18 protein-coding genes are annotated in these 18757 nt (G+C 64.5%); 13 read left to right on the forward strand and 5 right to left on the reverse strand.

Going from position 1 to position 18757, the window contains the following annotated elements; all coding sequences use genetic code 11:
- Nucleotides 1–161 precede the first annotated feature (161 nt).
- The 8 genes from WCZ84_RS10395 (at nucleotide 162) to WCZ84_RS10430 (ending at nucleotide 7616) form a co-directional block, all read left to right on the forward strand.
- Nucleotides 162–635, forward strand: a complete 474-nt coding sequence (locus tag WCZ84_RS10395) for a tripartite tricarboxylate transporter TctB family protein (protein ID WP_372686202.1) — start codon at nucleotides 162–164, stop codon at nucleotides 633–635.
- A gap of 15 nt (nucleotides 636–650) precedes the next feature.
- The gene (locus WCZ84_RS10400) at nucleotides 651–2141 is read left to right on the forward strand and encodes a tripartite tricarboxylate transporter permease (RefSeq protein ID WP_372686203.1); all 1491 of its coding nucleotides are present in this window, start codon (nucleotides 651–653) and stop codon (nucleotides 2139–2141) included.
- Nucleotides 2138–2914, forward strand: coding sequence for an SDR family oxidoreductase (locus WCZ84_RS10405; RefSeq protein WP_372686204.1), 777 nt, complete (start codon nucleotides 2138–2140; stop codon nucleotides 2912–2914). Before WCZ84_RS10400 ends, WCZ84_RS10405 begins: the two co-directional genes overlap by 4 nt.
- A 37-nt stretch (nucleotides 2915–2951) precedes the next feature.
- Entirely contained in the window at nucleotides 2952–3707 is a 756-nt protein-coding gene (locus WCZ84_RS10410) for an SDR family NAD(P)-dependent oxidoreductase (RefSeq protein ID WP_372686205.1), read from the forward strand.
- 12 nt (nucleotides 3708–3719) lie between these two features.
- On the forward strand, nucleotides 3720–4790 hold the full coding sequence (locus tag WCZ84_RS10415; protein WP_372686206.1) for an Ldh family oxidoreductase: 1071 nt from the start codon (nucleotides 3720–3722) through the stop codon (nucleotides 4788–4790).
- Nucleotides 4791–4818: 28 nt separating this feature from the next.
- Nucleotides 4819–5862, forward strand: a complete 1044-nt coding sequence (locus tag WCZ84_RS10420; RefSeq protein WP_372686207.1) for a 2-dehydro-3-deoxygalactonokinase — start codon at nucleotides 4819–4821, stop codon at nucleotides 5860–5862.
- 10 nt (nucleotides 5863–5872) lie between these two features.
- Nucleotides 5873–6520: a 2-dehydro-3-deoxy-6-phosphogalactonate aldolase gene (locus WCZ84_RS10425; protein ID WP_372686208.1), complete on the forward strand. Its 648-nt coding sequence runs from the start codon at nucleotides 5873–5875 to the stop codon at nucleotides 6518–6520.
- 124 nt (nucleotides 6521–6644) lie between these two features.
- Nucleotides 6645–7616 (forward strand): tripartite tricarboxylate transporter substrate binding protein, encoded by a 972-nt coding sequence (locus WCZ84_RS10430; RefSeq protein ID WP_372686209.1) that lies wholly within the window; start codon nucleotides 6645–6647, stop codon nucleotides 7614–7616.
- A gap of 52 nt (nucleotides 7617–7668) precedes the next feature.
- Here the strand turns inward: WCZ84_RS10430 and WCZ84_RS10435 are convergent, their stop codons facing one another.
- The 5 genes from WCZ84_RS10435 to WCZ84_RS10455 all read right to left on the reverse strand — a co-directional run bounded on the left by WCZ84_RS10435 (nucleotide 7669) and on the right by WCZ84_RS10455 (nucleotide 12849).
- On the reverse strand, nucleotides 7669–8337 hold the full coding sequence (locus tag WCZ84_RS10435) for an RraA family protein (RefSeq protein WP_372686210.1): 669 nt from the start codon (nucleotides 8335–8337) through the stop codon (nucleotides 7669–7671).
- Between the two features lie 40 nt (nucleotides 8338–8377).
- Nucleotides 8378–8842 carry a DUF4262 domain-containing protein gene (locus WCZ84_RS10440; RefSeq protein WP_372686211.1) on the reverse strand — a complete coding sequence of 155 codons (465 nt, stop codon included), beginning with the start codon at nucleotides 8840–8842 and terminating at the stop codon, nucleotides 8378–8380.
- A gap of 85 nt (nucleotides 8843–8927) precedes the next feature.
- On the reverse strand, nucleotides 8928–9158 hold the full coding sequence (locus WCZ84_RS10445; RefSeq protein ID WP_372686212.1) for a glutaredoxin family protein: 231 nt from the start codon (nucleotides 9156–9158) through the stop codon (nucleotides 8928–8930).
- Between the two features lie 101 nt (nucleotides 9159–9259).
- On the reverse strand, nucleotides 9260–10375 hold the full coding sequence (locus WCZ84_RS10450) for a ribonucleotide-diphosphate reductase subunit beta (protein ID WP_372686213.1): 1116 nt from the start codon (nucleotides 10373–10375) through the stop codon (nucleotides 9260–9262).
- Nucleotides 10376–10392: 17 nt separating this feature from the next.
- Nucleotides 10393–12849 (reverse strand): ribonucleoside-diphosphate reductase subunit alpha, encoded by a 2457-nt coding sequence (locus WCZ84_RS10455; protein ID WP_372686214.1) that lies wholly within the window; start codon nucleotides 12847–12849, stop codon nucleotides 10393–10395.
- A gap of 286 nt (nucleotides 12850–13135) precedes the next feature.
- Here WCZ84_RS10455 and WCZ84_RS10460 point away from each other — a divergent pair, with 286 nt between their 5' ends.
- The 5 genes from WCZ84_RS10460 to WCZ84_RS10480 form a co-directional block, all read left to right on the forward strand.
- Entirely contained in the window at nucleotides 13136–13942 is an 807-nt protein-coding gene (locus WCZ84_RS10460) for an ABC transporter ATP-binding protein (RefSeq protein ID WP_372686215.1), read from the forward strand.
- Nucleotides 13935–15896, forward strand: a complete 1962-nt coding sequence (locus tag WCZ84_RS10465; protein ID WP_372686216.1) for a long-chain fatty acid--CoA ligase — start codon at nucleotides 13935–13937, stop codon at nucleotides 15894–15896. The genes WCZ84_RS10460 and WCZ84_RS10465 overlap by 8 nt, the downstream gene beginning before the upstream one ends.
- Before the next feature lie 3 nt (nucleotides 15897–15899).
- Nucleotides 15900–16778, forward strand: a complete 879-nt coding sequence (locus WCZ84_RS10470; RefSeq protein WP_372686217.1) for a branched-chain amino acid ABC transporter permease — start codon at nucleotides 15900–15902, stop codon at nucleotides 16776–16778.
- A 5-nt stretch (nucleotides 16779–16783) separates the two neighbouring features.
- Nucleotides 16784–17857, forward strand: coding sequence for a branched-chain amino acid ABC transporter permease (locus tag WCZ84_RS10475; protein WP_372686218.1), 1074 nt, complete (start codon nucleotides 16784–16786; stop codon nucleotides 17855–17857).
- A 91-nt stretch (nucleotides 17858–17948) separates the two neighbouring features.
- Nucleotides 17949–18757, forward strand: an 809-nt coding sequence (locus tag WCZ84_RS10480; RefSeq protein WP_372686219.1) for an ABC transporter substrate-binding protein, incomplete at its 3' end; no start/stop codon positions are given.

The raw sequence follows: 18757 nt of genomic DNA on the forward strand, positions 1-18757 counted from the left end.
GAGTTCATGGCCAAAAGCGATGCCGACATGGGTGAGGTCCTGAACCTGCTTGGCATGGCCAAGAACTGATGGCCCGCGATCCGTTCTTTCAATGATGCACAACCTTTGCCGGCCGGGCAGTCCGCTGCCCCGCCGGCTTCAATTTTCGGAAACGTCCTCCCATGAAAGTCAGTGACGTATTGACCGGCCTGCTGTTCGGGGTCTTCGGCCTGGCCGTTTTGTTGTATTCCCAGACCTTTCCGCATATCCCAGGCCAGGATTTCGGCCCGCGGGCCTTTCCCAGCATCATCGGGGCGGGTTTCATGATCTGTGCCGTGCTGCTGGTCCAGCAAGGGCTCAGAAAGCATCCGCGCGATCCCTGGGTGAAACTGGCCAAAGAATTCAGCAGCTCGCACGCCACTTTCCGCTTCTGGCTGGTGCCGATCATGGTCGTGCTGTACTTGCTGTTCATCGATCTGATCGGCTTCATCATCCTGTCCGCCCTGTTCCTGCTCTTCTTCTTCCTGGCGTTCGGCGTGCGTTCAACAAAGGCCTTCCTCATCGCCATCGTGAGCAGCCTGGTGATTTTCTATATTTTCTATTCCTTATTGCACGTGCCATTGCCGTGGGGGGTCCTTGAACCCTTCGCCTGGTGAGACGGGGGCTGAACCATGTTTGACATTCTGATCGACGCCGCGGGTTTGGTGGCCGACCCCTACGTATTGCTGGTGGTGTTGTTTTCGGCCATGTATGGCCTGTTCATGGGCGCCGTACCGGGCCTCAGCGCCACCATGGCCGTGGCGCTGCTCGTGCCGGTCACTTTTTTCATGCCACCCGTGCCGGCCATTGCGGCCATGGTCACGGCCACGGCCATGGCCATTTTCTCGGGCGACATCCCGGGTTGCCTGCTGCGCATACCCGGTACGCCGTCCTCGGCGGCCTACGTCGACGAAGCCCACGCCATGACGGTCAAGGGCGAGGCGGGCATGGCCCTGGGGGCTGGGCTGATCTTCTCTGCCCTGGGCGGGCTGTTCGGCACGCTGGTGCTGATTTTCTTCGCGCCGGTGCTGGCCGAGTTCGCCCTGGATTTCTCCACGTACGAATACTTCTGGCTGGTTTTGCTGGGGCTGACCTGCGCCATTTTCATCGCGTCCGAAAGCCCGCTCAAGGGGTTCGTATCGCTGCTGATCGGCCTGTTCGTGACCACCATCGGCATGAACAATCCAGGCGGGTATCCGCGTTTCACCTTTGGCTCGGGCGATCTGCTGGGGGGGCTGTCGCTGATCCCCATCATGGTGGGCATGTTTGCCGTGTCCGAGGTCCTGCGCTACGCCATCAGCAGCGCCAAGGGGTTCGAGCGGGTCGGGTCCAACGTCGGCCCCATCTTCAAGGGCGTGGTCGGGCTGATGTTCAAATATCCCATGTCCATCTTGCGGGGCAGTTCGCTCGGCGTGCTCGTGGGGGCGCTGCCGGGCGCCGGCGCGGATATTGCGGCCTACATCTCATACGGGTTGGCGAAGAAATTCTCCAAGGAGCCCGAAAAATTCGGTACCGGGCACGTCGAAGGCATCGTCGAGGCCAGCTCGGCCAACAATGCGTCATTGGGCGGGGCCTGGATCCCGGCGCTGGTGTTCGGTATCCCGGGCGACTCGATCACGGCCATCGTGATCGGCGTGCTCTACATGAAGAACCTGAACCCGGGGCCCACCATCTTCATGGTCAACCCGGTGCCGCTGTATGCGATCTTCCTGATCTTCATCCTGGCCAATCTGCTCATGTTGCCGCTGGGCTATGCGGCCATTCGCCTGGCGCGCACGGTGCTGTCGGTGCCGCGCAACATTCTCATGCCCATCATCCTGTTGTTCTGCCTGGTGGGTTCGTATTCCATCCAGAACAGCTTCTTCGATGTCGGGGTCACCCTGGCGTTTGGCCTGATCGCCTATCTCATGGAAGAAAACGGCTTTCCGCTGGCGCCCACTATCCTGGGCATCATCCTCGGCGGTATGCTGGAGAGCAACCTGGTGAGCTCGCTCATCAAGTCCGATGGCCATCTGATCGCCTTCTTCGATCGCCCCATCGCGGGGACCCTGGGGGTCATCACCCTGGCCATCTGGATCGTTCCGCTGGTGTTGCGGCTTATTCGTTCAAGGAAAACAGCATGACGACTCAAACCGGCCAAACCGGCCAATCTGGCAAGGTCGCCCTGGTGACCGGCGCGGGCAGCGGGGTCGGCCGCGCGGCGGCCCTGGCCCTGCTTGGCGACGGCTATCGTGTGGTGCTGGCAGGCCGCCGGGCCGAACCGCTGCAGGCGGTCGCCCAGGCTGCCGGCGCGGGCGACCGCGCCCTGGTGGTGTCGGCCGACGTCACCCAGGAAGCATCGGTGGCGCAATTGTTCGGCCGCTGCGTGCAGGCTTTCGGCCGGCTCGATGTCCTGTTCAACAATGCCGGCAGCGGCGCGCCGGGCGTGCTGCTCGAAGAGCTGACCCTGGCGCAGTGGCAGCAGGTGGTCGACGTCAATCTCACGGGCATGTTCCTGTGCGTGCGCGAGGCATTCCGGGTCATGAAGGCCCAGGACCCGCGCGGGGGGCGCATCATCAACAATGGCTCGATCTCGGCCTATGCGCCGCGCCCGAATTCAATCCCCTACACGGCCACCAAGCACGCGGTTGGCGGCCTCACCAAGTCGGCCGCCCTGGATGGGCGCAAGTACGACATTGCCGTGGGGCAGATCGACATCGGCAATGCGTCCACCGTCATGACGGCCCGCATGCAAGAAGGGGTGCCGCAGGCCAATGGCGAGCTCGGGGTGGAACCGGTCATGGACGTCGATATCGTGGGGCAGTCCGTGCGCTACATGGCCAGCCTGCCCCTCGATGCCAACGTCCTGTTTCATACCGTCATGGCCACCAAGATGCCGTACATCGGCCGGGGCTGAGGCCACGCGTCATCATCCAAGTTGCAAGGGAAATCACATGTCACGCAATCACTACGACTTTTCCGGCCAGCACGCCGTGGTCACTGGCGGCGCCTCCGGTATCGGCCTGGCCGTCGCGCGTCGGCTGCTCGAGGGTGGGGCGACGGTCAGTCTCTGGGATTACGACGAAAAAACGCTGCAGGAATCCCGGGCGGCACTGGCGTCGGGCCAGGTGCATGCGCAGGTGGTCGACGTCAGCGACGAGGCGTCGGTGCGCGCGGCCGCCAGCGCCAGCAGCCAGGCGGCCGGCGCGCCTGCGATCCTGATCAACAGCGCGGGCATCACCGGCCCGAACCACAGCGTGTGCGACTACAGCACCAGCGACTGGGACCGCGTCATGGCCATCAATTTGCGCGGCACCTTCCTGACGTGCCGCACGCTGGTACCGGCCATGAAAGACAAGAACTACGGTCGCATCGTCAACATCGCTTCGATTGCGGGCAAAGAGGGCAATCCCAACGCCTCCGCGTACAGCGCGTCGAAGGCGGGGGTGATCGCGCTCACCAAGTCCCTGGGCAAAGAGTTGGCCAACACGGGCATCACCGTCAATTGTGTAACGCCCGCAGCGGTGCATACCGCCATGTTCTCGCAGATGACCCCCGAGCACATCGAGTACATGCTGTCCAAGATTCCCATGGGGCGGTTCGGTAAGACGGAAGAGGTCGCAGCCCTGCTTGCCTGGCTGGCCTCGGCCGACTGTGCGTTTTCCACAGGCGCGGTGTTCGACATTTCGGGCGGCCGGGCGACGTACTGAGGGGCGGCATCCATGACCCAAGCTCGTTTTTCTGCAGATGCGTTGCGCACGTTCGCTGCGGATCTCCTTCAGGCGGCCGGCACGCCGCCCGACATGGCGCGCGACGTGGCCGATGTCCTGGTGCTCGGTGATCTGCTCGGGCACGATACGCACGGTCTGGCACTGCTGGGGCCGTACCTGGATGAAATCCATGCCGGGCACATGAATCTCGCCGGCCCGGCGCAGGTCGTGTCCGATCGGCCCGCGGCCCTGTGCTGGGATGGGCGCCGCCTGCCGGGTCCGTGGCTGGTGCGCGAAGGCATGCGTGCCCTGATGCCACGCGCCCGCGAGCTGGGCAGTGCCAGCCTGGTGATCCGGCGCAGCCATCATATTGCCTGCCTCGCGGCGTATCTGCTCGAAGCGACCGAGCACGGGTTGATGATGATCCTGGCCAGTTCCGATCCCAATGGCGGCAGCGTGGCCCCCTTTGGCGGCACGCGCGGCATTTTCACGCCCAACCCGATTGCAGCCGGCATTCCCGCGTCCGACGGCCCATTCCTGATCGACATCTCGGCTTCGCTGGTCACCAATGGCTTGAGCGGCCGTCTGTACAAGGAAGGCCGCTCGTTTGGCTACGATTGCCTGCTCGATGCGCAGGGGCAGCCCAGCCGGGATCCGGCGGTCCTGTTCACGGACCCGCCCGGGTCCATCCTGCCGCTCGGGGGCCTGCAGGCGGGTCACAAGGGGTTTGCGCTGGCGGTGCTCATCGAGGCCCTCACCGGCGGGCTGGCGGGCCACGGGCGCGCCGACCCGCCCGAGGGCTGGGGCGCGACGGTGTATCTCACGTTGCTCGATCCCGACGCTTTTGGCGGCCTGGCCGGCTTCATACGGCAAACAGACTGGCTGGCCGATGCCTGCCGCAGCAACCCGCCGCGGCCCGGCGTCGAGGCCGTGCGCATGCCGGGGGATCGGGGCCTGGCCCTGAAGCGCCAGCAAGAACAAGACGGGTTGCAGCTGCATCCATCCATTGCGCCGCAGCTGGCAGAAAAAGGGCGGCAGCATGGCGTGGCCTTTCCATCGCCGCTGCCGGCCCGGGGCCATTGAGGCCGGTGCGAGCACGGGGCGCGGCATCATGAGCGCACGCACGCAGTACGTAGGTCTGGACTGGGGCACCAGCGCCCTGCGCGGTTATCTGTTTTCGCAGGCCGGCCAGGTGCTGGCGCAACGCGAATCGCCCTGGGGGATCATGAACCTGCCCGAGGCCGCAGAATCGCAGGCGGCGCCGGTCCAGCCGATCCAAACCAGCCGGCCTGCGGGCGGCGCGCACGAGCAGCGCCAGATGGCGTTTCGGGCGACCCTGTGGCGCTTCGTGGGCGACTGGCTGCAGCAGGCTGGCACGGTGCCCGATGTCGTGGCCTGCGGCATGGTGGGCAGCGCCCAGGGTTGGTGCAATGTCCCATACCAACCGTTGCCGGTCGATGTGCGCGCGCTGGCAGGTGCCATGGCCGAGGTCGATGCGGGCCAGGGGGTGGTGGTGGCCATTGCGCCGGGCCTGATCGAAGAGGGGGCCCTGCCGAACGTGCTGCGTGGCGAGGAAACCCAAATCGCCGGGGTGCCGGCCTTGCTGCGCAGCCATGCCCTGCGGGGGCGCTGGCTGCTGGGGCTGCCGGGTACGCACAGCAAGTGGGTGCGGATACAGGATGACGGCATCCGCCATTTCGACACCTTCATGACGGGCGAGATCTTCGGGGCCCTGGTGCAGCATACGATCCTGGGCCGGACCATGCAGCTTCCGGGTTCGGCGGCCGCCCAGGACGGGGTGTCCCCCGCCTTCCTGGCGGGGGTGCGCAACGCGGCGTCGGACGAAGGCCGTGCCGGTCTGCTGTCAACGGCGTTCAGCTGCCGTACGCTTGGCCTGACCGGGCAATTGGACGCGGCCGAGCAGCATGATTATTTGTCCGGCCTGCTGATCGGGCATGAGATCGCCGGCCTGCTGGCCCGGCTGCCGGATGCCTGGCAGCAGGCGTCCATGGCGCTGGTCGGGCGCGAAGCCTTGTGCCATCGCTACCGGGCCGCCTTGCGCCATCATGGCCGCGACGCACTGCTGCTTTCCGAAGACGCCGTGGTGCATGGGCTGTGGGCCCTGATCCGCCATCGGCATCCGAACACCGACTGAGGGGTTGCACATGCAGGCATCACCATTGCAACGCTTTCACCACGCCCTGTCGGCGACGGGCCTGGTGGCCATCCTGCGGGGCCTGCCGACGGCCGATGCGGTGCCCTTGGGCACGATGTTGTACGAAGAAGGCTTCCGCCTGATCGAGGTCCCGCTGAACTCGCCGGATCCTCTGCGCAGTATCGCGGATCTGGCCAGGCAATTGCCCGATGACGTCCTGGTCGGGGCAGGAACCGTGCTTTCGGCGCAGCAGGCTCGCCAGGTGGCCGCGGCGGGGGGCCAGCTGCAAGTCATGCCGCATGCCGACGCAGCGGTGATCCAGGCCGGGGTGTCGGCTGGGCTGGTGGTGCTGCCGGGGGTGGCCACCCCGACCGAGGCCTTTGCCGCCCTGGCGGCTGGCGCCGCCGGGTTGAAGCTCTTTCCTGCCGAATTGCTGCAGCCGCCGGTGCTGAAGGCGTGGCGTGCCGTGTTGCCGGCCGACGTGCCCCTGTTGCCGGTGGGCGGCATCGTACCGGCGTCCCTGCCGGCCTTCAAGGCAGCCGGCGCGGCTGGCTTTGGCCTGGGCAGCGCGCTGTATCGGCCTGGCGACACGCTGGACGCGGTACGTGCGCATGCCCGCGCCTTCGTGCAGGCCTGGCGGGCTTTGCCGGTCGCCTGAATGCGATGGCCGGCAGAGACCCTGCAGGGATGTTGACAGGCGCTGCCGTGCAGATCTATTTCTAGAAGGGCGGGGTGTCGCAGGTGCGACTCGTCGGCATCCGGAACCTTCAGGAGACAGAACTATGAAAACACGTACATGGGGCGGCATCGCGCTGGCCTCGGTTTTGGCATTGGCCGCAGGCAGCGCCACGGCGGCTTTTCCGGAGCGCCCGATCACCTTGATCGTCCCGTGGGGCGCCGGGGGCGGGACGGACGCCACCGCCCGGATCATCGGCAGCATCATGGAGAAAGAGCTGGGCAAGCCCGTCAACGTCATCAACCGCTCGGGCGGCAACGGCGTGGTCGGCCATCAGGCCATGGCCAGCGCCAAGCCCGATGGCTACACATTGGGCATGGCGACGGTCGAAATCACCATGATGCACCACATGGGCCTCACCGATCTCAGTCCCGATGCCTATACGCCGCTGGCCCTGATGAATTTCGATCCCTCGGCCATCACGGTCAGCGCGGATTCACCCTTCGGTTCCATCAAAGACCTGTTGGCGTTCGCGCGCGACAACCCCGGCAAGCTGAAGGCGTCCGGCGATGGCGAGGGTGGGGTCTGGCATCTGGCGTTGGCGGGGATGCTCAGCGATCAAGGCATTGCGCCCGATGCCGTGCGCTTCGTGCCTTCGGATGGCGCTTCGCCGGGCTTGCTGGAACTCGTCGCGGGCGGGGTGGACATCGTCCCGGCTTCGCTGCCCGAAGCCCGTGCCATGATCGACAATGGCAAGGCCAAGACGCTGGTGATCATGGACAAGACGCCCTCGGGCCTGTATCCAGACATCCCCACGCTGGCCGCGGAAACCGGGTCAGATTGGACCATGGGTGCGTGGCGTGGCATCGTGGCGCCCAAGGGCCTGCCGGCCGACGTCGCCGCGCGTCTCGAAGCGGTGCTCGACAAAATCAACCATAGCCAGGAATACAAGGACTTCATGGACCAGCAGGGCTACGGGATCGTATGGGCCGATGGTGCGGACTTTGGTGCGTTCATGGCCAAGGCCGATGCCGACATGGGCGCGGTGATGGGCCAGGTGGGCTTGGCAAAAGACTGATGGCCGCGCCGGCGCGCTGCTGCGGCGCGCTGGTGGCCTTTTTGGCCACGGCTTACAGCACCCCGTATTTCCGATAGACGTCGCCCAACAGAAGGCCCCGGGCCAGTTCTTCACGCGTGTGGTCTTCTTGCGTGATCTTGTGCAGGGCTTTCTCGATGGCTTCGGCGGCGATGGCGGCCGGGATCACGACCACCCCATCGACGTCGCCAAAGACCAGATCGCCGGGGCATACCGTGACGCCCGCGCACTGGATGGGCAGGTCGTAGTTCATCATTTTGCCACGGCCACGGGAATCCAGCGGCCCGAATCCGCCGTGGAAGACTGGAAAGCCCATCTCCCGGATCTGCCGGGTATCGCGCACCAGACCGTCGGTCACGCAGCCCGTGGCCCCCCGGTGCTGGCTGGCCGTGGACAAGAGCTCGCCCCACGGCGCGATGCGGGTGGTGGGGCCGTCGCAGCCCAGCACGACGATGTCGTCGGGCTTGAGATCATCGATGAGCGCGATTTCGTGTTCGTAGGGGTTTTCGCCTTCGGCCACGGAGAAGGTCTTCATGAAGTAGCCGGTGCGCGCGCGCCCGAACAGCGTGGCGTGGTCATCGAGCGGACGCACGAACGGCCGCATGGCCTGGTTGCGGTGGCCCATGCTGTCGAGCACGTCCGACAGGACAGCGCTGTAGAGCGTATTTTTGAGTGATTTGAAATCCGGCGATGAGAGGGACATGGGGGCTCCTGGGGGCTAGCGGGGGGTCGTCTGGACCCTGTTAAGGTGCGCCCAGCAGTTGTTGTGGGCAGCCTTGTTCATCATAAGCCGGATCATCCGGAAAGTGGCCGGCGTGATCGGGCCACAGGACCTGCAGCACCCGGATCCCGCTGCCGAAGCGGCTGCTGGCCTGGGCCACGCGCTTTTCGAGCACGAACGGGTTGCTTGCATCGACCAGGCGCAGGCGTTGGCGGGCCGCATCGGCGGGCAAGGTGCCGACTGGCAGTTGGCCCACCCGACGTTCGTAGGCCGCGACGTCGCCGATCAAGTCCATCGCCTGCTGTGGCTCGACGGGGCCCGTGAGGATGAGCTCTGGCTGGTCGCTGCGGGCGCGCCCCACGGTGTGAATGAACCACTGGGCTTTGGGCATGTCGTCGTCGGCCACCACGATATGGGTGTAGTCGTGCCACTTCAGCTTGTCTTCGAGAAAGCCCTGCAGCTTGATGCGGTTGGCGTCGTCGGTCATGGGTGGGGTGCCTGGACGGGTTGGGTACTGGGGGAGGGGCGCTTGGGGCCGCCCGGCGGGCCCTGGCGTTGGGCCATGCGCGTGATCAGGCGTAGGAGACCAGGCCCTTGATCTTGTCCTGATCATAACCCGACCAGATGTCCTGGCCGGCTTCGACCACGGGCGCACTGCGGTATCCCAGCTGGGCGAGGCGTTCGACGCCGGCCTGCTCGCGCGTGATGTCGACCGTCTGGTATTCGATCCCCAGGATATCCATGTCGCGTTTGGTGAGTTCGCATTGGGGGCAGTCGGGCTTCGAGTAGACGATGATGGTCATTGGGGGTTCTCCTTGGGATTGGGGTGTGGGTTGGGCGGTGGCCGGGGGGTGCCTGGCGGCAGTGGGCCGGCCCGGCGGGGCGGCGCGCCGCCGGTATTTGCCTAGAAGTCGACGTCGAAGACCTGGTCTTCGTCGTCCCGGCGCATGACGCCCACTTTGTACTGGGCGGTGTCCTCTTCCTGGTTGGATGCCTGCACCTTGCTCATGTTGAGCCAGTTTTCCATGTACTTGAGCGGGTTGTCCTCGATTAGGGGAAAATCGACCTCATTTTCGACGCCGAAAAACCGGGCCACGTCGGTGGCGCTGAAATGGACCCAGTCCTTCATCATTTGGCAGGTGACGCCGGTGAGTTCACGCCCTTCGGAAAATGCGTATTCGGTCCATTCGATCTCGCTGGCATCGACTTCGTTGATCATTTGCACGATGGTGGCGCGGGTCTGCTCGAAGGCGGTGCGGCCACGCTCGGTCTTGAACAGCGCGCGCAGGACTTCCTTGCCATATTGCACGTGGACTTCGAATTCGTCTTGGGCGATTTTCTGGATGGCCTTGCCGATGGGCTGGAACAGGCCCGTGCCGTCGCAGATGCCGAAGGTGACCGCAAACGAGGCCAGGAACTGGATGCGCTCCATACACAGCAGCGCGACGATGAACAAGTAGATGGCGTTGTAGGTGTCCTGGTCGTTTTCGCGCACGCCCCGGGCGTAGTCGTAGCTGACGGCGAGCGCGCGATCGTAGGCCACGGCCACGGTCTTGAGCCGGCTCATGGCCTCTTGGACCGAGAGGATCTCGTTCAGGATGTCATCGGGGTTGTCGAAGCTGTTGCGCACGATTTCCGAATACGTGGCGGCGTGCACGATCTCGTTGCGGGTGATTTCGATCCAGCCCGACCAGGCTTCGCTGCTGGTGCACACGGGGGCCAGCACGGCGGCGATCGAGCGGGCCGCCACACTATCGGCCTCCCATTGCCAGGCCAGGGTCTTGACCATCATGTCGTAGGTGTGGCGGTCGCAGGTCTTGAACTGCACGTTGCAGGTCGAGTAGTCGAACTCGTTTTCGTCCCAGTCCTGATTCTTGAGCGTCTTGTAGAGCTTCCAGAGCTCGGGGTAGAACTTGTTGATGGTGTCGAACAGGCCGACTTCCTGCCCCAGGATGATTTCCGGGAAGGCGTAATCGGTTTTTTCGGTGTTGAATATCTTGGAGGGCAGGGATTGCGTCATGGCGGGATCCGGTGGCGTTACATGGTGCAGGCTTCGCAGGCGGCTTCGTCCAGTAGGTCTGAAATGCGGCCGGCGTTTTCCAGGGTTTTGTCGGAGGCCACATTCGAGTTGTAGTAGTACCGGGTCTTCATGCCGTACTTGACCATTGCGAAATAATGCGTGAGCAGCTCGCGGCTGGAGACCTTGTCGTCGTCCTTGATGCGCCGCCAGAGATCGGCCGAGATGCCCTGGTCGGTAAATTTCTGTACCACGGCGTAGGCCTTGATCATGTCGACCTCGGCGATGTCCCAGGCCGATTGGTACTGCCAGGCGGGGTCGTCGCTGAAGGGGGCGGCCCAGCGGATGGTGACCGAGCCGTCCGTCTTGTTGAGCGTCGTGTCGCGCACCGGGTAGATGGAGTTGGGTTTGCCCAGGGCCTTGCTGGAGGACTCGCCGGGCATGTAGGCCACCAGGCACGAGTGCCCGATGCCGCCATTTTCGATGATCTCGGCGCGCAGGGCTTCCCAATCGTAGCGATGGCGGAAATTGCCCAGTTCGTCCACGTTGCGGTTGTAGGTGTCGATGGGCAGCCAGCCCTCGGGCCAGCGGGTCTTGTGCATCCAGCGCGCCAGCCCGCGTTCCTGGCTGATGCGCAGCGAAGCGCGGATGGCGTGATACATGTGGCGTTCGGCGATGCGGTGCAGCGCTTCGCGTCCGGCTTGCGTGTCGTAGCGCAGCCCCTTGCGCGCCATATGGGTGGCCACCCCCATCAGGCCGACGCCGGCATTCATGCGGGCCTTCGCGGTGACGGCCACGTGCGGCAGGACATAGTCCGAATTGAGGATGCAATAGTCGATCATCTTGAGGCTGAGATACATGGCCTCTTGGTAGGCGTCGTCATCGTCTTCATCGATGGCATCGCAGGCGATGGCCCCCAGCGAGCACAGGGCGATCTCAGGCTCTTCGTGCACGTCGAGGATGCGCTGCACGGGCAGGTTGGTGTCGGGCGCCAGGATGACGTCGCCCGCCCGCAGTTCGCCGGCAAAAATGGTGCGTGGCAGCATCGAGCCGGGCGCGGCGATCTCGAGCGCGTCGTTGAAATTGAAGCGCCGGCGCTCGCCCGTGCCCAGTTCGACGTCGATCCAGCCGACTTCGTGATCGGCGTACAGGTCCTGCATCCGGGTGTAGGGGCGATTGGGCTCGCTGATCTCCAGGCACAGGTTACTGGAGTGGATGGGCTCCTTGAACGGCGTGTGGCGGTTCATTTCGTCGATGCTGGCCAGATAGGCCACCCCGGTTTCCAGGGCCTCGTTGAGCGACGTCAGGATCAGGTCGCGCGGCTTGAAGTATTCTTTGCGAAAGCCGGGATCCTGTTCGAGCCGTTCGTATTCGGCCTTGAAGGCGGCGGCGTCGGGGCCGAAGAACAGCTGGGTCAGGCGGGGCGCCGTTTGCACGTTGAATGAAAACGCCGGCTCGTTGCGCGCCACTTTTTCGGCGAACAGTTTGTTGGTGACGAGCGCGTAGTGCAGGTCGCGGTTCTTGCGGTCTTCGGTGCTGCGCGGGTTGCGCAGGTAGGCGATGACCTCGGCCTCGGGGTCGAAGCCCGAGTAGTACGTGGTGCAGGCGCCGCCACGCCCGGCCTGCATGTTGGCGTGCACCGCCTTGCCCATCGAGGCGAAGTACGGCAGCTTGCCCTGGTGCTGGATCAGCCCGCCGCGCACCGGATCGCCCTTGCTGCGCGTGATCAAGTGGCTGCCGATGCCGGCCGAGGCCGCGGTCATGCGGTAAGCGATGTGGTCGCCGATGGCCAGCGAGGCTTCGCAATCGCCCGAGACGTACAGGCAGCACGAGGCAAAACCCCGCAGTTTGGTGCCCAGGTTGACGTAGTTGGGGGTGGGTGCTGAGATGCGCTTGGCCGAAAACTCGGTGTAGAAACGGCGCACGAGGTCCAGGCGCCGTTCGGCCGGCTCATGCTCGGCCAGCGCCATGGCCATGCGCAGGTACACGAACTGCTGGGTTTCGTATTCCTTGTGGGTGACCCGGTTCTGCAGGCTGTATTTGCGGCGGATGTAATGCAGCGAAAAATGCGGGGTGTCGTAGTCCAGGGCGTGGTTCACGAAGCCCTGGATCTGCTCGTATTCGGCCTCCGAGTAGTTCAGGCGCACCATGACGCCGTCGGCCACCATTTTTTCGTGCAGGGCGCGCACCGTGGGGATTTCGGGCCCGTGGATGATCTTGTGCAGGTGCGAGGCATACAGGCGCCCCGCCATCAGGTAGTACGACCAGGTGCCTTGGTCGAGGCAGTTCTGGATGAGTTTTTCCTGCAGCTCGGCCGTGCTGACGGTTTCGGGCATCGCGCTGACGGCCTGGATGACGATACCGCTCCAGTCGACCTGGTTGCCCAGGGTGGCGGCCGCCCACCGGCCCCAGCCGTTGAGCTTGCTGGGGATATAGGGTTCGAGGCGGCCGTCGCGCTTGATGATGTGCTTGATCACAAGGGGTTTCCGTGGTTCAGTGTGCCAGCCCCCAACAAAAACACAGGGGGTAAAAAACAAGATGTAGTGTACAACACAATTTATGACACTAGACCTTGTGTGTTTGTGAGATATTGTGATGATGCGCCCTCTTGGCTGAGTGCCGTGGCATGACCCTGTTCTCACATCGGGATTTACCCTTGATTGTGGGGGAATGTCACAAAGCTGACAGTTTCGCCCGTGAAACTGCAGCTAATGTCCGTACTGCAGCACCAATTTCATTGTCTGGCATCAAGAGGGTCAGGACATGGGCACAGCGGCCACGGTCGATCAAGGCGATATCGTCCTGTCGTGCGCACAGATCAGTCGGTGGTTTGGTGGCCTCCAGGCCATGAAGAACGTCAGCTTCGACATCCGGCGTGGCCAGATTCTCGGCTTGGTCGGGCCCAATGGTTCGGGCAAGACCACCACGGTCAACGCCATCACCGGCTTTTTCCCGCCGCAGCAGGGTGAAATCCGCTTTGGCGGGGTGCGCCTGAACGATCTCCAGCCCCATCAGGTGGCGCGCCAGGGCATTGCGCGAACCTTCCAGAACGTCGCCCTGTTCAAGGGCATCAGCGTGCTCGACAACATTCTGCTGGGCCGGCACAACTTCATGAATCCAACGGTCATCGGGGCCATGCTCTACTGGTGGCGGGCGCAAAAAGAAGAAATCGCCCATCGCAACAAGGTCGAGGCCATCATCGACCTGCTGCAACTCGAAAGCGTGCGCGACGAGCCGGTCGACGTGATTCCCCTGGGTACCCAGAAGCGGGTCGAGCTCGCCCGCGCACTGGCGGCCGAACCCACCTTCCTGATTCTCGACGAACCCATGGCGGGCATGAACCAGGAAGAAAAAGAATACATGGTGCGCTTCATCCTCGATGCCCAGGAAGCCCTGGGCCTGACCATCCTGCTGATCGAACATCACATGGACGTGGTCACCGCCATTTGCGATCACCTCGTGGTGCTCAACAACGGCGAAAAGATCTGCGAAGGCCTGCCCCGCGAAGTCATTGCCGACCCGGACGTGGTCGCCGCCTATATTGGCAAAGTCGAGGCCGGCCATGCATGATGCCCCTTTTGCCGACACGGACCGGGCGCTCTCGCAGCGCCTGCATCCAGAATGGCGCGATACCGACCATCTGCTGGCCCTGCTGGCGGAAAACGCGCGCCAGTATCCAGACCGGGTGGCCGTGCGCGAATACGATCACGGCATCTGGCAAGAGTACACCTGGGCCCGGTACCTGCAGAGGGTGCTCGAATTCGCGGCGGGCCTCGAAGCCCGTGGGGTCGGGCCCGGCGACGTGGTCCTTTTCGTGGGCGACAACCGGCCGGCCCTGTATTTCGGCATGCTGGGCGCCATCGCCCTGCGGGCGATCCCCTCGCCGGCCTATCCGGATCAGCCGCCCGAGGGGCTGGCCGGGCAGATCCGGGCCGAGGCCATCCGCCATGCCGTGGCCGAAGACCAAGAACAGGTCGACAAACTGCTGTACGTGCAGCAGCATTTCGATTGCGCCTTCGATCTCATCCTGTACGATGATCCCCGTGGCCTCAAAGATCACGGCCGCGTATGTGCCTGCGAGGCGGTCACCGCCCAGGGGGCCGCCCGCCTGGCGGCCGAACCCGGCCTGCGCGAACAGCTGCTGGCGCGCAGCAGCGTGCACGACATCGCCGCGCTGCTGCATTCATCGGGCACCACCGGTGCGCCCAAGGGCATCCCGCTGCGCCATGGGCATATTCTGCATGGCGTGCGCAACGCGGCGGCGGCGGGCTATTTCATCGAAGGTGAAGAGCACATGGCCTACCTGCCTATCGCCTGGGTGGGCGACTTCATCTTTTCCGTCGGGGCCGCCATCGCCCTGCGCTTCGTCATCAACCTCCCCGAAAGCCGCGAGACCGTGCGGCGCGATCTGCGCCAGATCGCACCCACGCTGTACTTCTGCTCGCCGCGCACGTGGTCCGACATGCTCACGCGCATCCAGGTGGGGATCGACGAGTCCACCGGGTTCAAGCGCGCGTTGTACCGGCATTTCATGCCGTTTGCCATCGCCCTCGAGCGCCGTCGCCTCGAAGGCCGGCGCCCCACGCTGCCCGAGCGCATCTGGCGCCAGGTGGGCGACTGGCTGGTCTATGGCCCCATCAAGGATCACTTCGGGCTGGCCCGCGTGCAGCGCCCGTATACGGCGGGCGAAGCCATCGGCGAAGAGGTCTTCCTGTTCTTTCGCGCCCTGGGGCTGGACTTGCGCCAGTTCTACGGGCAGACCGAAAACTGTGCTCTGGCAGCGGCCCAGCCGTCCGGTTCGGTCACCCTGCATACGGTTGGCCAGCCGTTTCCCGGCGTCGACATGCGGATCGACGAACACGGTGAAATCCTGATGCGGGGCGACAACGTCTTCGACGGCTATTATCGCAACCCCCAGGCCACGGCCGAGGTCCTGCGCGATGGCTGGCTGCATACGGGCGACGCCGGGTACTTCCAGGAAGACGGCCAGCTCGTGGTGCTCGGGCGGGTGTCCGAGGTCGTATACACGGGCCAGGGCGAACGCTTCATCCCCACCTACATCGAAAATCGCCTGCAGTTCAGCCACTATATCCAGGATGCCTGCATACTGGGGCAGGGGCGCGAGCACCTGGCCGCCATCGTCTGCATCGATTTCCGGGCGGTCGGCCACTGGGCCCAGGAAAACGGGGTGCCTTACGCGTCATATGCCGAACTCGCACAGCAGCCGCGGGTGGTCGAACTCATCGCCCAGGTCGTAGAGCAGACCAACCGCGTACTGCCCGGCAAGCTGGCCATTCGCCGTTTCGTCAACCTGCACAAGGCCTTCGATGCCGACGACGGCGAAGTCACCCGCACCCGCAAGCTGCGGCGCACGGTGATCGACGACAAATACCGCCCCATCATCGATGCCCTGTATTCCGACCAGGCGCGGGTCGAATACGAAGCGGCCATCGTCTACGAAACGGGCGACACCGGGGTGCTCAAGCGCGAGCTTGCCCTGGTGACCGTGCCGGCAGGGAAATAAGCCATGTCCTATTTTCTCGAACTGCTCGTGAACGGGGCCCTGACAGGCGCGATGTACGGCCTGGCCGCCCTGGGCTTCGTGCTCATCTACAAGTCGTCGGGGGTGGTCAACCTGGCGCAGGGGGCGATGATCATGCTGGCCGGCTATGTCATCTGGCTGCTGGTTTCGGCAGGCCTGTCCGTCTGGCTGGCCATCGCCCTCGGGCTGGTGCTGATGTTCCTGTTCGGCCTGCTGGCCGAACGCCTGCTGCTGCGCAAGATGGTGGGCCAGCCCATCATCATGATCGTCATGCTCACGCTGGGGCTGGAGATCTTCCTGCGCGGGGTCGGCCCGGGTTTTCTGGGGGCATCGCCCAAGCAGATCGACCTGGGCGTGCCGCTGGCGCCGGTCATCATCGGCGACATCTTCATCAATCGGGTCTACCTGATCGGCGGCATCGTGGCGCTGGTGCTCATCGTGGCGTCGCTGCTGTTCTTTCGCACGCGCCTGGGCACCAAGCTGCGCGCGGTGTCCGACGACCATGTCTCGAGCTGGTCGGTGGGTATCTCGGTCGAGCGCGCCATCGGCATCTCGTGGGGGCTGGCGGGCCTGTCGGCGATTGCCGCCGGGGCGATCTGGGGGTCGATCCAGGGGGTCGACTGGACGCTCTCCGAGCTGCTGTTTCCGGCCATCGCCGTGGTGATCCTGGGGGGCTTGGACAGCGTGGTGGGGGTGCTGGTGGGCAGCCTCATCGTGGGGGTGCTGGGCAGTGTCATCCCGGGCTATCTGGATGAGCTGGCCGGTGGCGGCACACGCGACGTGGTCACGTCTCTCATCATTCTGTTCACGATCATGATACGGCCTTACGGCATTTTTGGCCGTGAGGACATCGAAAGGGTGTAGGCGCCATGTTCTATCGTCTGTCCGGCATACATCACACGCGCTACGCGGCGGCGCGCCAGCTTTGGCCCATCCCGGCCGACCGCTGGCAGGTGGCCGTGCTGCTTGCGCTGGCGGTTCTCGCGCCGGTGCTGTTCAGCCCGTTCTATCTGCTCAGCTACCTGCTGCCCTGGCTGATCTTCAGTGCGGCGGCCCTGTCGCTCACCTTGCTCATGGGGATTGCCGGGCAGCTGCATTTCGGCTTTGCCGCGGTCATGGCCATCGGCGCGTATTCGGGCATCCATCTGGTGCGCCTGGGCCTGCCCTTCGAGCTGGCCCTGCTGGGCGCCGGCGGGGTGGCCGCCCTGATCGGCACGGTGTTCGGGGCTGCGGCGTTACGGGTCAAGGGGCTGTACCTGGTCATGGCCACGCTGGCCATGCAGTATCTGGTGGATTGGGTCATCATCAACGTGCCGGCGATCAGCGGCGGGGCGCAGGCCACGCTGCAGGCCCCATCCACCACGTTCCTGTTCGTGCCCCTGGCGTCCGGGGCCGCGCGCTATTACGTGGCTTTGCTCTGGGTGCTGTTCGTCACCCTGCTGCTGCTCAACATCAAGCGCTCGGCCGTCGGCCGCGCCCTGGTGGCGGTACGCGACAAGGACTATGCCGCGGCCGTCATCGGCATTCACGTGGTGCGCTTCAAACTGGTGGCTTTTTTCACCAGCTCGTTCCTGGGCGGGGTCACTGGCGCCATCCTGGCCTTCTGCTATTACCAGGCCGTCACCCCCGAGCAATTCACGTTCAACGTTTCGGTGCAGCTGGTGGCCATGGTGCTGGTGGGGGGGCTGGGCAGCGTGATCGGCGCCTATCTGGGCGCGGGTTTCGTGCTGCTGGTGCCCATCGTTCTCACCAACCTGGTGGTGGGCCTGAACGACTTGGGCTGGCTGACCGCGTCCACCAACCTGCTTTCGCATATTCCGCTCATGATCTACGGGGTGCTCATCATCGGCTTTCTGCTGCTTGAACCCCTGGGCCTGGGCAAGATTTACGACAACATCCGCAACTACCTGCTGGTGTGGCCGTTTCGACACTACGATCTCTGACCGGGGTGGGATCCCGCGGGCTGCCGCCGGCGGGGTACGCAGTATCAAGACTACAGGGCCTTGCAAGGTCCGTGACCTGGAGGAAGCATCCATGAAACACATCATCAAACGCCTGGCTGTCGTGGCGGCCCTGGGGGCTGCGCTGGGCAGCGCGCCCGCGATGGCCGAAAAGGCTCCCATCAAGTTCGCCACGCCGGTGGATTTCACCGCCGTGTATACGTTCCTGACCGACGAGTACAGTCAGGGGCAGCGCGACTACATCACGCTGGTCAACGAACAGGGCGGGGTGGACGGGCATTCCATCGAACTCTCGGTGTCAGACACCGGCAATCAGCCGCAGCGTGGCATCGAGGCATACAACCGAGCCAAGCGCGATGGGGCCGTGCTGGTCGACTTTCTCAGCACCCCGGTGGCGCGCGCCATGGTCAATCGGGCCAACGAAGACGAAATCGTGATGATCACGGCATTGCACGGGCGCGGTGACGCCAGCCATGGCGAGGCCTTTCCCTACGTGTTCCCGGTCATGGCCACCTATTGGTCGCAGGCCGCTCTGCTGGCCGATTTCATGAATCAGCAGGAAGGTGGGCTCAAGGGCAAGAAGGTGGCCCATGTGTACATCGATTCACCTTTCGGGAAAGAGCCGTTGCCGGTGCTCGAGGCGCTGTCCAAAGACCTGGGCTTCGAGCTCAAGGCCTTCCCGTACGCCAGCCCGGGTAACGAGCAGACGACGACGTGGTCCGACGTGCGCCGCTACAAACCCGATTTCGTCATCATCTGGGGCGCCGGGGGCGGGCAGGCCGTTTCCATTCGCGATGCCATCCGCAACGGCATCCGGCCCGAGCAGATCCATTCGGTGGTCTGGCTGGCCGAGGCCGACATGGATGCCGTCGGGCGCGATAC

The sequence above is a fragment of the Castellaniella sp. genome, assembly GCF_041675725.1.
Lineage (GTDB): Bacteria > Pseudomonadota > Gammaproteobacteria > Burkholderiales > Burkholderiaceae_B > Castellaniella.